The following is a 14,322-nucleotide window of genomic DNA, read 5'->3' as shown; positions in this document are numbered from 1 at the left end:
TAGCATCATGGGGAACTACCCGTAATCATACGGGGGGCTGGTTTTATCGGTGGTTAAATTCGGCTTTCGAGGATTGTGAGGACGGCGCCCCCGCGAGACGCCTTCGCCGAAAATGAACGCCTGAGGAGATTGGCCGGGAGCCCGCGATGCGCAAGAATTTTCCTGTCACTGAGACTGAATACCCCGTAAGCGATGAGACGTTGATCGTCTCGCGGACCGATCTCAAGGGCAAGCTCACCTACTTCAACGAGGACTTCATCGCCGCTGCGGGCTTCACGTCCGGCGAGTTGATGGGGCAACCGCACAATATCGTCCGTCATCCAGATATGCCGCCGGAGGCCTTTCAGAACCTCTGGGATACGCTGAAGGCCGGCAAGCCATGGCTTGGTGCGGTGAAGAACCGCCGCAAGAACGGCGATTTCTACTGGGTGCTGGCGACGGCCTCGCCGATCCGCGCGAACGGCCAGGTCACGGGCTTCACCTCGATCCGCACCAGGCTCCCGGCCGACCAGCGCAAGCTGGCCGAAGAGGTCTACGCCGCAATCCGCGAGAAGAAGCCGCACGGCTATCGCATCGACGCCGGTATCATCCGCCGTCGTTCGCTGCTCGATCATTTCAACGTCTTCACGCGGACGCTGGGGGCCCGGCTGACGACGATGATGTCGGTCCAGACGCTTTTCATGCTGGCGCTGGGCATCGGCGGCGCGATGTCCTCCGCGGGCTCGGCGAGCGTGATACTGTCGCTGCTGGCTGTCGTCGGCGCGGCGATCGGCGGCTTCGTAGGCCTTGCAACCAAGCGCGCGATCGGCGAGCCGATGCGGCATCTCAACGACACCATGCTCAATCTCGTGCAGGACAAGCTCGACAACCGTATCCTGATCGAGCGCGACGACGAGATCGGCGAGGCACTGCGCAACCTGCAGACCGTGCAGACCATCATCCGTTTCAGCCGCGACGAGGTGCAGGCGGTGCAGCGCCGCGCAGAAGCGCAGCGCAAGGTCGAGATGACCAAGCTTGCCGACGGCTTCGAGGCCGCGATCGGCGAGATCGTCGAGACTGTGTCCTCGGCGGCGACTGAGCTCGAAGCTTCGGCATCGACACTGTCCTCGACCGCGGGCCGGGCGCAGGAATTGTCAGTCGCCGTTGCTGCAGGCTCCGAAGAGGCATCTGCCAATGTTCATTCAGTGGCGTCAGCCGCAGAGGAGATGTCGTCCTCCGTGCGTGAGATCAGCCGGCAAGTACAGGACTCCTCCAGGATCGCCGGCGAAGCGGTCAGTCAGGCTCAGGCGACCACTGACCGCGTCAGTGAACTGTCGCGGGCCGCATCACGGATCGGCGACGTTGTCGAACTCATCAATGCCATCGCTGGCCAGACCAACTTGCTGGCGTTAAACGCGACGATCGAGGCCGCGCGAGCCGGCGAGGCCGGCCGCGGCTTCGCAGTGGTCGCGTCCGAAGTGAAGGCGCTGGCCGAGCAGACGGCCAAGGCCACCGGCGAGATCGGCCAGCAGGTCGGCGGCATCCAGGCAGCGACTCATGAGTCGGTCGCTGCCATCGGCGAAATCAGCGGCACCATCGCGCGCCTGTCGGAGATATCTTCCGCGATAGCCGCGGCCGTGGAGCAGCAGGGAGCAGCGACCCAGGAAATCGCGCGCAACGTGCAGCAAGCAGCCCAGGGCACCGAGCAGGTCTCGTCCAATGTCGGTGACGTCCAGCGCGGCGCCACGGAGACCGGCTCGGCGTCGTCCCAGGTGCTGTCGGCGGCGCAGATGCTGTCGCGCGATTCGAGCCGGCTCAAGCTCGAGGTCGGCAAGTTCCTGGGCTCGGTCCGCGCGGCGTAAGTCCGGAGACGATGCCAGTTTCAAAGCGGCGCCTCCGGGCGCCGCTTTTTACGTGGCTCAAGGCCAGCCCCGCCATTTTCCGCGCCGAGCCTGCATATCTGAAATGCGATTTCGCTGTGCGATAGCAGGGAAGTGACCGCGCGTGAGCCGCAGTCGTTGGCCATTTCGGCGGTGTTCGGGTAAATGAGCGATAGGAACCGTGGGGGCGTGTTCCCTATCCCCCTTTTGGAATTACCTGACGAATGATTGCTCTGGTCCGTATTGCCCTGAGCCGGCCGTACACGTTTGTCGTGCTGGCGCTCCTGCTTCTGATCATCGGACCGTTGGCGGCGCTGCGGACGCCGACCGATATCTTTCCGGACATCAGAATCCCCGTGATCGGCGTGGTCTGGCAGTACACCGGCCTGCCGCCGGACCAGATGTCCGGCCGCATCACCACGCCGTTCCAGCGGGCGCTGACGACGACCGTCAACGACATCGAGCACATCACCGCCAATTCCTACAACGGCTTCGGCATCATCAAGATATTCTTCCAGCCCAATGTCGACATCCGCACCGCCAATGCGCAGGTGACGGCGATTTCGCAGACGCTGATCAAGCAGATGCCGCCGGGCGCGACGCCGCCCCTGATCCTGAATTACTCCGCCTCGACCGTACCGATCATCCAGGTGGCGCTGTCGGGCGATGGGCTGACCGAACAGAATCTCGCCGACATCGGCATCAACCAGCTTCGCACCCCGCTGGTTACCGTGCCCGGCGCGGCGATCCCGTATCCGTTCGGCGGCAAGCTGCGCCAGGTCCAGATCGACCTCGACCCGACTGCGCTTCAAGCCCGGGGCCTGTCGGGCCAGGACGTCGCCAATGCGCTCGCCGCGCAAAACCTGATCACGCCGGTCGGCACCCAGAAGATCGGCACCTTCGAATACAACATCCAGCTGAACAACTCGCCACTCAAGATCGACGAGCTCGGCAATCTGCCCATCAGGACCATCAACGGTGCGATGGTCTATGTGCGCGACGTCGCGACCGTGCGCGACGGCAATCCGCCGCAGACCAACATCGTCCATGTCGACGGCAACCGCTCGGTGTTGATGATGGTGCTGAAGGCGGGCGCGACTTCGACGCTCGATATCATCGCCGGCATCAAGCAGAAAGTCATCGACGTAAAGGATCAGCTGCCGGATGCTCTGAAGATCGGGTTCATCGGAGACCAGTCGGTATTCGTTCGCGGTGCGATCGAGGGCGTCGCCTTCGAAGGCGTGATCGCCGCGCTGCTCACCAGCGTCATGATCCTGCTGTTCCTCGGCAGTTGGCGCTCGACCATCATCATCGCGGTCTCGATCCCGCTGTCGGTGCTTGGTGCCATCGTCATGCTGTCGGCGATCGGCGAGACGCTGAATATCATGACGCTCGGCGGTCTTGCGCTCGCGGTAGGCATCCTCGTCGACGACGCCACGGTGACCATCGAGAACATCAATTACCATCTCGAGCAGGGCAAGCCGGTCGAGCAGTCGATCCTCGACGGCGCCAACCAGATCGTGACGCCGGCCTTCGTCTCGCTGCTCTGCATCTGCATCGTGTTCGTGCCGATGTTCTTCCTCACCGGCGTCGCGCGCTTCCTGTTCGTGCCGATGGCGGAAGCCGTGATGTTCGCGATGATCTGGTCGTTCATCCTGTCGCGCACGCTGGTGCCGACCATGGCGAATTATCTGCTGCAAGCGCATGTCCATCACGAGGGGAAGCCGCCGAAATCGCGTAATCCGTTCGTCTGGTTCCAGCGTGGTTTCGAGGTCAGGTTCGAGCGCATTCGCGGCGGCTATCACGATCTCCTGGGCCTCGCGCTGGCGCATCGCCTGGTGTTCGTCGCTGGCTTCCTCTGTGTGGTCGGCGCGTCCTTTGCGCTGGTGCCGTTCCTGGGTCGCAACTTCTTCCCCGCGGTCGATGCCGGTAACATCCTGATGCATGTCCGCACTCAGGTCGGCACCCGCGTCGAGGAGACCGCCAACCAGCTCGCCGACGTGCAGAAGGCGGTCCGCAAGCTGATCCCTGGCGAGATCGAGACCATGACCGACAACATCGGCATGCCGATCTCCGGCATCAACATGACCTACAACAACACCGGGGTTATCGGCCCGCAGGACGGCGACATCCAGATCAAGCTCAGGGAGGGCCACAAGCCGACCGAGGAGCACGTGAAGGTGTTGCGCGAGCAGTTGCCGCGGCTGTTCCCGGGCGTCAGCTTCGCGTTTCTGCCGGCCGACATCGTCAGCCAGATCCTGAACTTCGGCGCGCCGGCGCCGATCGACCTGCAGATCCGCGGCGCCAATCTCAGCGCGAACTTCGCGTATGCCAACAATCTGCTGGCCAGGGTCCGCCGGATTCCCGGGGTTGCCGATGCGCGCATCCAGCAATCGCCGAGCAACCCGACCTTCAACATCGACGTCGATCGCACCCGCGCGCAATATGTCGGCCTGACGGAGCGCGACGTCACCAACAGCCTGGTGGTCAATCTCGCCGGCTCCTCGCAGGTCGCGCCGACCTACTATCTCAACCCCGAGAACGGCGTGTCCTATTCGATCGTGATGCAGACGCCCCAATACCAGATCGATTCCCTCAGCGCGCTCCAGACGCTGCCGATCACCGCGGCCGGCAATTCGCAGTCGCCGATTCTCGGCGGCATCGCCGACATCAAGCGCTCGGTATCGAGCGCGGTGGTGTCGCAATACGACATCCAGTCGATGGTGCAGATTTTCGCGACCACGTCTGGCCGCGATCTCGGCGCGGTGTCCAACGATATCCGCCAGGCAATCGCCGACACCGCCAAGGAGGTGCCGAAGGGCTCGTCCGTGGTGTTGCTCGGCCAGGTGCAGACCATGAACAGCGCTTTCACGGGTCTCTTGTTCGGCCTGTTGGGGGCCGTCGTGCTGATCTACTTCCTCATCGTGGTGAACTTCCAGTCCTGGTCCGATCCGTTCGTCATCATCACTGCGCTGCCCGCGGCGCTCGCGGGCATCGTCTGGATGCTGTTCACGACCCAGACCACGCTGTCGGTGCCGGCGCTGACCGGCGCCATCATGTGCATGGGCGTCGCCACCGCCAACAGCGTGCTCGTGATTTCGTTTGCCCGCGAGCGCTACGAGGAACTCGGTGACCCCATCGCCGCGGCGCTGGAAGCCGGCTTCGTCCGGTTCCGGCCGGTGCTGATGACCGCGCTCGCCATGATCATCGGCATGGCGCCGATGGCCCTGGGACTCGGCGAGGGTGGCGAGCAGAATGCGCCACTAGGCCGCGCCGTCATAGGCGGCCTGATCTTTGCGACTTTCGCCACGCTGATGTTTGTTCCCGTGGTGTTCAGTATGGTACACAAGAAACAAGGCGCCAAGGCCGCCGCCCCATTGGAGACCCCGCATGTCGCCCACTGAACCCCGCTCGCCGGTGTCGCACCGGAAACTGGGCATTTTCAGCGTGGTGGCGCTGATTGCGGCAGGCCTCGTGGTCGGCTCGGGCATCCGGGCTCGCGAGGACCAGGGCTCCAAGCTGAAGGAGTGGACGGACGATCAGGCCATTCCGAGTGTTGCGGTGACGCTCCCCAACGCCAAGGCGCTCAGTTCCACGATCGACCTGCCGGGCCGGCTCGAGGCCTATTACCGCGCTCCGATTTTCGCGCGCGTCTCAGGCTATCTGAAAAGCTGGAGCGTGGACATCGGTGCCCGCGTCAAGGCCGGCCAGGTGATCGCCGAAATCGAGGCCCCCGACCTCGACCAGCAGCTGTTGCAGGCCCGCGCCGACCTTGCCAGCCAGCAGGCCAGCGCGAGACTGTCGGAAGCAACGCTCAACCGGCGCAAGACGCTGGTCGCCTCGAATTTCGTCTCCGCGCAGGAGATCGACGAGCGTACCGCCGATCTCTCCAACAAGAACGCGGCAGTCAAATCCGGCCAGGCCAATGTCGAGCGGCTCGAAGCGCTCGCCGGCTACAAGAAGATCACGGTGCCGTTCGATGGTGTGGTGACCTCGCGTGACACCGATGTCGGTGCACTGATCAACGCCGGCGGGGGCTCGGGGCCGGCAATGTTCGTGGTCTCCGACATCACCAAGCTGCGCGTCTACGTCAACGTGCCCCAGAACTACGTACCGGCGATCAAGATCGGCGCCAAGGCCACCATCTCGCTGCCGGAATATCCGAACCGGACCTTCCAGGCGACGGTGGAAGCATCCTCGCAGGCCGTCGACGTCGCCTCGGGCACCACGCGCATGCAGCTCGGTCTCGACAATTCCTCGGGCGAACTGATGCCCGGCGGCTATGCCAGCGTAAAGCTGAGCCTCCAGCGCGATTCCGCGCCGCTCAGCATTCCCGCCAGCGCCCTGATCTTCAACGGCAGCGGCCTGCGCGTTGCGACCGTCGGTGCTGAGGACAAAGTTCAGTTCAAGACCGTGACCATCGCCCGAGATCTCGGCAAGGAGATCGAGCTCGCTTCGGGAATTGCGCCCGACGACCGCGTCATCACCGCGCCGCCGGACGGCCTGTCCAACGGCGACCAGGTGCGCGTGGTTGGTGCCGGCGGCAAGCCGGCGACGGCGTCGGAGAAGCAGGCACCGAAGAGCTAGGCTACGCGCCACTCCGGCACGCTATCGGCGGCCATCGTGATCTCGCCGTGCGAGCCTACCGGCGTATGATCCATGTTCAAGAGGTGTGCCAGCGTCGGACCATCATCCGCCGGAATCCGCGCCAGCGTGCGCCGGTCATCCGCAGTGCGCAGCATCACCACGCCGTGCTCGACGTCGCCGCCACGGCCATAGAGCACGGTAAAGCTCTCCACCTTACCCTTGCCGCTGGCTTGATCGACGAACTCCGGAACCGCACGCTTGTTGCGGTCAGCCTCGCCTTGCACGCTCGTCTCCTGCGCCAGCGCCTCGCGCGGCGCTGTCTTCGAAACCACCAGCGCATGATGCTTGGTCACGAATCCGCCCTGTCCATAGAGCAGGCCGAGCTTGTCGCCACCGCGCAACCGCCGCACCATCGCGCAAGCTGCATGCGTCATATAGGTGTTGAGGGGTGCGCCGAAGAAGGTGAGCCCGCCGGTCACGGTGGGCTGCACGTCGGCGCCCAAGCCCAGCGTCCGCCGCGCCATCTTGGGTACGCAGGGAAAGCAGCTATAGAGCTCGATCGCGTCGAACTTCTTGCCGTTGCCGCCGGCAAGGTTCATCACCGCCTTCAGCACCGCATTCTGGGGATGGCTTTCGAAAAACTGGTCGCGCAATAGATAATCGCGCGGCTCCTCGGCTGACACGCCGCCGAGCGGATAGACCAGCTTGTCCTCGGCGATCCCGAGGGCACGCGCCTTGGCAAGGCTGGTGAGCAGCAGCGCGCCGCCCATGTTGACGCTGGGGTTGGCGACCATCAGCTTGTTGTAGGGCCAGGCGATGAGCCGGTTGTCCGCCGTCGGCGTCGTGATTTCCTCCGGCGCATAACGCCGCTTCAGCCAGGCGTTTGGATTTTGCGCGGCGGCTTCGGAATAGCGCGACCACAGTGTGCCCGATTCCGCCATCGCCTCGCGCGGCGTCTGGCCCCAATGGGCGGAGGAGGCGGCCTCGTAGAACGGATAGACCGTGACCGGCCGGAACACGCCGAGCTTCACGGCGAGCGGCTTCTGAAACGCCGCGCCACGCTTGGGCTCCTCGACATCATGCGCAAACGGCGTCCACGGCAGCTTGGTGCCCGCCCGCTCCGCCTTGGTCGCGGTCGACTGCGCCTCCGCGCCGCAGACCGCCGCCACGGTGCATTCGCCGCGCGCGATGCGCTTGGCCGCCTCGTGGATGTAACGGATCGGGCTCTCGCCGCCGACCGGACCGTAATGGCAATGCGCAGGCGTGACGCCGAGGCGCTGCGCGAGCAACTGCTCCGGATCACGGTAGCGCCAGCTCAGGAAGTTGACGACGTCGAGCGACTGCACCTCGCCGAGCAGCGTTGCGCCGGAGTCCGCTTCGGCGCGCCGCAAGGCCTTTTCAAGCAGATCGAGCGGCTCGAGCCCTTCGGTGATCTCCCTGGGGCGGTCGACGACCTCGCCGATGCCGACGATGACGGGGATACGGTCTTCGGGGATAGTGGTCTTGTCAGTCATAATCTCGATTCACGATCTAAGTTGTTTCGTCATTGCGAGCGAAGCAAAGCAATCCAGATCTGCATCCACGGAGACCGTCTGGATTGCTTTGCTTCGCTCGCAATGACGGTGTGGGAGCTACTCCGCGACCAGCGCATTCATGTGCTCGACGGCTTCGGCGAACTCTTCCTTGAACTCCTGCACCACGGCGCCGGCGGACTTCACGCTGTCGATCAAGCCGACACCCTGGCCGACAAAGTAGCTGACGAGATCGCGCGCCCTGGCGTTGCCGGCGGCTGCGGCGCGGTCGATGGAGTTGAAGGCGTCGCGGCTGATGATGCTCTGCAGCGGCATCGGCAGGGCGCCCGGACTGTCCGGCGCGCGGTCCCAGGCATCGGTCCAGACCGAGCGGAGCTGTCGCGCCGGCTTGCCGGTGCGGCCCTTCGAGCGAACCGCGTCGCGGGACGAAGCGGCGATCATTTTCTCGCGGAAGATTTCGCTGGTCTCGGACTCGACCGTTGCCAGCCACACCGAGCCGGTCCAGGCGCCGGCCGCGCCCATGGCCATGCAGGCCGCCATCTGCCGTCCTGTCATGATGCCGCCCGCCGCGAGCACCGGTACGTCGCGGATCGGCTTGATCGCCTTGATCACTTCAGGCACCAGAACCATGGTCGAAACCTCGCCGCAATGGCCGCCGGCCTCGGTGCCCTGCACCACGAGGATGTCGACACCGGCTGCGACCTGGCGGAGCGCGTGCTCCTTGGCGCCGACCAGCGCGGCGACCGGCACGTTGTGTTTCTTGCCCATCTCGATCATCGCCCTGGGCGGCACGCCCAGTGCGTTGGCGATCAGCCGGATCGGATGGTTGAAGGAGACTCTGAGCAGTTCCAGCGCAGTCTCGGCGTCGAAAGGCTGCGGCTGATTGGCGGCCACCTCGGTCGTGGTCAGCTCGATATCGTATTTCTTCAGGAGATCTCTGGTGTATCTACGGTGCTCCTGCGGCACGCGCGCTTCCAGGCTCTTCCAGGTGACGTCCTTCTCGCCTGATGTCGAGATGTTTTCCGGGATCAACACGTCGATACCATAGGGCTTGCCGTCGACGTGATCGTCGATCCATTTCAGCTCGCGTTCGAGCGTATCAGGCGTATGCACGGTGGCACCCAGCACGCCGAAACCGCCGGCACGGCTCACGGCGGCAACCACATCGCGGCAATGGCTGAAGGCGAGCAGCGGGAACTCGATTCCCAGCATGTCGCAGATCGGCGATTTCATGGTGTTCTCCCGGCGGCCTTCGACGAAGCTAGCCCATCGTCATTGGCGATGCCATGCCGGATTCCCGCGCGTATCTTGCGTGCAGGCGTCATGCAGAGTGTCGAGCCATTCCGTCGCGCAAAATTAGGGCGCAGACATGCCTCTTGCGCTTTGGTGGCCGCCAGAGAATGCTGGCTTACAACAACAGAAAACAGATCAGGGAGCGCCATCTGATGTCGCCAGCGCAAGCGAGCCAGGCTCAAGCTACCGAGGCCTACGACGTGGTCGTCGTCGGCGCCGGTTTTGCCGGCATGTACATGCTGCATCGCTTGCGCGGGCTCGGCTTCTCGGCGCGGGTCCTTGAGCAGGGCGGCGGCGTCGGCGGCACCTGGTACTGGAATCGCTATCCCGGCGCGCGCTGCGACGTCGAGAGCATGCAATATTCCTACTCGTTCTCGGAAGAGCTCCAGCAGGAATGGGACTGGAGCGAGCACTACGCGCCGCAAGCAGAGATTCTGAAATACGCCAACCACGTCGCCGACCGCTTTGATCTGCGCCGCGACATCCAGTTCGATACGCGCGTCGAAGGCGCCGTGTTCGACGAACGCGCGCAACGCTGGGCGGTGACGACGTCTGACGGCAAGACCTTTCAGGCGCAATTCGTCGTCCTCGCCACCGGCTGTCTCTCGAACGCGCGCAAGCCGGACATCAAGGGCCTCGAAAACTTCAAGGGCCCCGTCTATCACACCGGCAACTGGCCGCACGAAGACGTCGATTTTGCCGGCTTGCGCGTCGGCCTGATCGGCACCGGATCATCTGGCATACAGTCGGCGCCGATCATTGCCGCGCAGGCCAAACATCTCACTGTATTCCAGCGTACGGCGAATTTCTCGATTCCCGCCCGCAATGCCCTGCTGACCGGCGAGGAGCGCGATACGTTCCGGAAGAAATATCCTGAGATACGCAAGTTCGCCCGCGAGGTCGCGCGCAACGGAATCTATGCGGAGCAACCCGATCGGGGTGCGCTGGACGACAGCGATGAAGCCAGGAACAGCAAATACGCCTCCCGCTGGGAGCGCGGCGGGCTGACCTTCATGTACGTCTACAACAATCTCGGTCTCGATCGAGCCGCCAACGATACGGCTGCCGATTTCGTCCGCGGCAAGATCGCCGAGATCGTGAAGGACCCCGAGACCGCAAAGCTGCTCCAGCCGAACAGCCATCCCATCGGCACCAAGCGCATCTGCATCGACACTGATTATTTCGCGACCTTCAACCGGCCCAATGTCACGCTGGTCGACATCAAGACCGATCCGATCGAGGAGATCACGCCTAATGCCGTGCGCGTCGCGGGTCGGGACCACGAGGTCGACGCGCTGGTGATGGCGACGGGCTTCGACGCCATGACCGGATCGGTCGCCAAGATCGATATCAGCGGCCGGGGCGGGCAGACGCTGAACCAGAAATGGGCGGAGGGGCCGAAAACCTATCTCGGCTTGATGAGCGCGGGCTTTCCGAACCTCTTCGTCATCACCGGCCCCGGCAGCCCGTCGGTCCTCTCGAACATGATCGTGTCGATCGAGCAGCATGTCGACTGGATTGCCGATTGCCTCGCCCACATACGCAAGCAAGGTCTCGCCACGATGGAAGCGAGAGGGGATGCCGAGGAGAGGTGGGTTGCCCACGTCAACGAAGTCGCGCACGGCACGCTCTATCCGCAGGCCAATTCCTGGTACATGGGCGCCAACATCCCCGGCAAGCCGCGCATCTTCATGCCCTATATCGGCGGCGTCGGCGTCTATCGCCGGATCTGCGATGACGTCGCCGCGAAGGGATATGAGGGATTTGTGATGGAGGCCGAGGCTCGGCCGCGTGGGGCGGTGACGGGCTGGGGCGAACGCATGACGCGGGCCTGAGGCCCGCGCCGGACGCAGGGCCGGAAGGGCTTGTCATCGGCGGTTCGCGGGCTAATTAATGCAGGCGCATCTTTCTGCCGGAGCCCTTCGCATGACCGACGCCCCCTACGTGCCGCCCAAAGTCTGGACCTGGAACAAAGAGAATGGCGGACAGTTCGCCAGCATCAACCGGCCGATCGCCGGCCCCACCCACGACAAGGAACTGCCGGTCGGCAAGCATCCGTTGCAGCTCTATTCGCTGGCGACCCCGAACGGCGTGAAGGTCACCGTGATGCTGGAGGAGCTTCTGGCGCTCGGTCATAAGGGCGCCGAATACGACGCCTGGCTGATCAAGATCGGTAACGGCGACCAGTTCGGCAGCGGCTTTGTCGACATCAATCCGAACTCGAAAATCCCGGCGTTGATGGACCGCTCCGGCCCCGAGCCGATCCGGATCTTCGAATCAGGCTCGATCCTGTTCTATCTCGCCGAGAAATTCGGCGCCTTTCTGCCGAAGGACATCAAGGCCCGCACCGAGGCGATGTCCTGGCTGTTCTGGCAGATGGGCAGCGCGCCCTATCTCGGCGGTGGCTTCGGCCATTTCTACGCTTATGCGCCGTTCAAGATCGAATACGCCATCGATCGCTTCGCGATGGAGGTCAAGCGCCAGCTCGACGTGCTCGACCGGCGCCTTGCCGACAACGAATATCTCGCCGGCAAGGAGTACACGATTGCCGACATGGCCGTGTGGCCCTGGTACGGCGCGCTCGCCAAGGGGCTGGTCTACGGCGCCGGCGATTTCCTGTCGGTGCAGGACTACAAGAACGTGCAGCGCTGGACCGATGAGATCGCCAAGCGCCCCGCCGTCAAGCGCGGCCGCATGGTCAACCGTGTCTCCGGCGATCCCGCCAGCCAGCTCCACGAGCGCCACGACGCCAGCGATTTCGAGACCAAGACGCAGGACAAGCTCGCGCCCGCGACGTAGCAGGTCTCTTCCTTCGCCTCGCCCCGCAAGCGGGGCGACGGCGCACGATCAATCCGGCAACATCGCCCCGGATCCACCAAGCTCCGCCGGCAGATCGGCATATTTCGGCAGGCCATCCCTCACCGACACCATCTTGCTCGCGTAGTTCGCATGCAGTGTCGGCTGGTGCTCGTAGCCCTTCAAAAGATTGGCGTAGACGTCGATCAGCCGCATGCGCGGATGCTCGGTCATGACATGACCACCGCAGCGCCTGCAGAACTTGCGATAGGAGTGCTCGGTCTTGTTGAAGGTCCCAAGCTCCGCTTCGCCCTTGGTGACGCGCACGCCGTCCGACTTCCACAGGCTGAAGGCATTGATCGGTGCGGCCGACCAGGCCTGACAATCGACGCAGTGGCAATAGCCGGCGAAGACCGGCTTGCCCGTGACCTCGACCTCGACGGCGCCGCAGAAGCAGCCCGCACGGTAGTTTGCCACGGGCTGCGGATGCGCGTCTTCGCTCTCGGCTAGAAGATCGTCGTAGCCGGGATTCTTGCTCATGAAATTACGGATGAAGTCGCACTCGACGGAGAGCCTGCGTCCCTGTGCACGCACCGCCTGCAGCGTGGCGCGGCCGAGCCTGGAGCCGACGCCGCGGCCGCCTAGCTCAGGCGGCACCTCGGTGTGCACCAGCGTGATCGCGCCGTCGCTTTTGCGGTAGGTGACGAAGGCAACGGGCCCGTCGGCCTCGAGCTCGAACCGGCTGCGCTCCTCATTGTCGCGAAAGGCTTCCGGCATCTTCTCGTTCCCTGCGTCGGCTATTTTCCCATGGTGCCTTCGGCCGCCGGAGGCGGGTTACGCTATCGCGAACCCGCCCTGCAGCATTCGAGAGGGATCACGCCATGCTCAGTTCGTGACGGCCGACCACCATCCAGTGCACCTCGTCCGGACCATCGGCAAAGCGCAGGTGACGGACGTCCTGGTACATCTCGGCCAGCGGGGTCCAGTGCGAGATGCCGGTGGCGCCGTGCATCTGGATCGACTGGTCGATGATCTTGCAGGCGCGCTCGGGCACCATGGCCTTGACCATGGAGACCCAGACGCGGGCCTCCTTGTTGCCGAGCACGTCCATGGCCTTCGCCGCCTTCAGCACCATCAGCCGCATCGCCTCGATCTCGCAGCGGGCCTGCGCGATGATCTGCATGTTGCCGCCGAGATGGGCGATCTTCTTGCCGAAGGCTTCGCGGGTGAGGCCACGCTGCACCATCAGATCGAGCGCCTTCTCGGCCTTGCCGATGGTGCGCATGCAGTGATGGATGCGGCCTGGCCCGAGGCGAAGCTGCGAGATCTCGAAGCCGCGGCCTTCGCCGAGCAGCATGTTCTCCTTCGGCACGCGGACATTGTTGAAGCGCATGTGCATATGGCCGCGCGGCGCGTGGTCCTGGCCGAACACATACATGGGGCCGAGCACCTCGACGCCGGGCGTGTCGCGCGGCACCAGGATCTGCGACTGCTGCTTGCTCGGCGCCGCGTCCGGATTGGTCTTGACCATCACGATGAGGATCTTGCAGCGGGGATCGCCGAGGCCGGAGATGTAGTACTTCTCGCCGTTGATGACCCATTCGTCGCCGACGAGCTTGGCGGTGGTCGAAATGTTCTTGGCGTCGGAGGAGGCGACGTTCGGCTCGGTCATGACATAGGCCGAGCGGATCTCGCCGTTCATCAACGGCTTCAGCCACTTCTCCTTCTGCTCCTTGGTACCGACGCGCTCCAGCACCTCCATGTTGCCGGTGTCGGGCGCCGAGCAGTTCATGGTCTCGGAGGCCAGCGGGCTCTTGCCGAGCTCGGAAGCGATGTAAGCGTAGTCGAGATTCTTCAGGCCCTGGCCGGTCTCGTCATCGGGCAGGAAGAAGTTCCAGAGGCCTTCCTTCTTCGCCCTGTTCTTGGCGACCTCGAGCACTTCGAGCTGCTTCGGGGTGAAGCTCCAGCGGTCTTCCTTGCCTTCGCCGGCCTTGGCGAATTCGATCGACATCGGCTCGACCGTCTCGCGGATGAACTTCTTGACGTGGTCGTAGAGCGGCCGGACCTGATCCGACATTCTGAGGTCGTTGAGCTCGTCGCCGGGGTTGAGGGTGTAGTTGGTGGTGCGGGGAATGTAGGCGTGCTTTGTCATTGTTCCTCCCGGGGGCGCTGAGATCGTGTTGGCCGGGAGAATAGTCGCAGCGCCGCGAAAGTGCGAGCGCGTATTTTCTCGCGCGAGCCATGCCATGCGATGG

9 protein-coding genes are annotated in these 14,322 nt (G+C 64.0%); 5 read left to right on the top strand and 4 right to left on the bottom strand.

Annotated features, from left to right (window positions below; translation table 11 throughout):
- Positions 1 to 146 precede the first annotated feature (146 nt).
- The 3 genes from QY049_RS31890 (at position 147) to QY049_RS31880 (ending at position 6,446) form a co-directional block, all read left to right on the top strand.
- A complete protein-coding gene (locus QY049_RS31890; protein WP_258762528.1) occupies positions 147 to 1,841 on the top strand; it encodes a methyl-accepting chemotaxis protein in 1,695 nt (564 codons plus the stop codon).
- A 242-nt stretch (positions 1,842 to 2,083) separates the two neighbouring features.
- Complete coding sequence (locus QY049_RS31885; protein WP_258762527.1) at positions 2,084 to 5,263, top strand: efflux RND transporter permease subunit; 3,180 nt, start codon at positions 2,084 to 2,086, stop codon at positions 5,261 to 5,263.
- Positions 5,250 to 6,446 carry an efflux RND transporter periplasmic adaptor subunit gene (locus QY049_RS31880; protein ID WP_258762526.1) on the top strand — a complete coding sequence of 399 codons (1,197 nt, stop codon included), beginning with the start codon at positions 5,250 to 5,252 and terminating at the stop codon, positions 6,444 to 6,446. The genes QY049_RS31885 and QY049_RS31880 overlap by 14 nt, the downstream gene beginning before the upstream one ends.
- On the opposite strand, the gene QY049_RS31875 is transcribed toward QY049_RS31880, so the two are convergent.
- Together QY049_RS31875 and QY049_RS31870 are read right to left on the bottom strand one after the other, a co-directional pair.
- On the bottom strand, positions 6,443 to 7,960 hold the full coding sequence (locus tag QY049_RS31875) for an acetyl-CoA acetyltransferase (RefSeq protein ID WP_258762525.1): 1,518 nt from the start codon (positions 7,958 to 7,960) through the stop codon (positions 6,443 to 6,445). The two genes, QY049_RS31880 and QY049_RS31875, sit on opposite strands and share 4 nt — an antisense overlap.
- A 117-nt stretch (positions 7,961 to 8,077) precedes the next feature.
- Entirely contained in the window at positions 8,078 to 9,211 is a 1,134-nt protein-coding gene (locus QY049_RS31870; RefSeq protein WP_258762524.1) for a nitronate monooxygenase, read from the bottom strand.
- Positions 9,212 to 9,423: 212 nt separating this feature from the next.
- Between QY049_RS31870 and QY049_RS31865 the strand changes: the two genes are divergently transcribed.
- A complete protein-coding gene (locus QY049_RS31865; protein ID WP_301270389.1) occupies positions 9,424 to 11,106 on the top strand; it encodes an NAD(P)/FAD-dependent oxidoreductase in 1,683 nt (560 codons plus the stop codon).
- 91 nt (positions 11,107 to 11,197) lie between these two features.
- On the top strand, positions 11,198 to 12,070 hold the full coding sequence (yghU, locus tag QY049_RS31860; RefSeq protein ID WP_258762523.1) for a glutathione-dependent disulfide-bond oxidoreductase: 873 nt from the start codon (positions 11,198 to 11,200) through the stop codon (positions 12,068 to 12,070).
- A gap of 48 nt (positions 12,071 to 12,118) precedes the next feature.
- Here yghU and QY049_RS39150 read toward each other — a convergent pair whose 3' ends face one another.
- Complete coding sequence (locus tag QY049_RS39150) at positions 12,119 to 12,844, bottom strand: N-acetyltransferase (protein ID WP_309493925.1); 726 nt, start codon at positions 12,842 to 12,844, stop codon at positions 12,119 to 12,121.
- Positions 12,845 to 12,941: 97 nt separating this feature from the next.
- Entirely contained in the window at positions 12,942 to 14,219 is a 1,278-nt protein-coding gene (locus QY049_RS31845; RefSeq protein WP_258762522.1) for an acyl-CoA dehydrogenase family protein, read from the bottom strand.
- Positions 14,220 to 14,322 lie beyond the last annotated feature (103 nt).

Origin of the sequence: Bradyrhizobium sp. WYCCWR 13022 (genome assembly GCF_030435535.1) — a bacterium.
Classification (GTDB): domain Bacteria; phylum Pseudomonadota; class Alphaproteobacteria; order Rhizobiales; family Xanthobacteraceae; genus Bradyrhizobium.
Note: the sequence above shows the minus strand (reverse complement) of the source record. Positions and strands in the feature narration are given on the sequence as shown.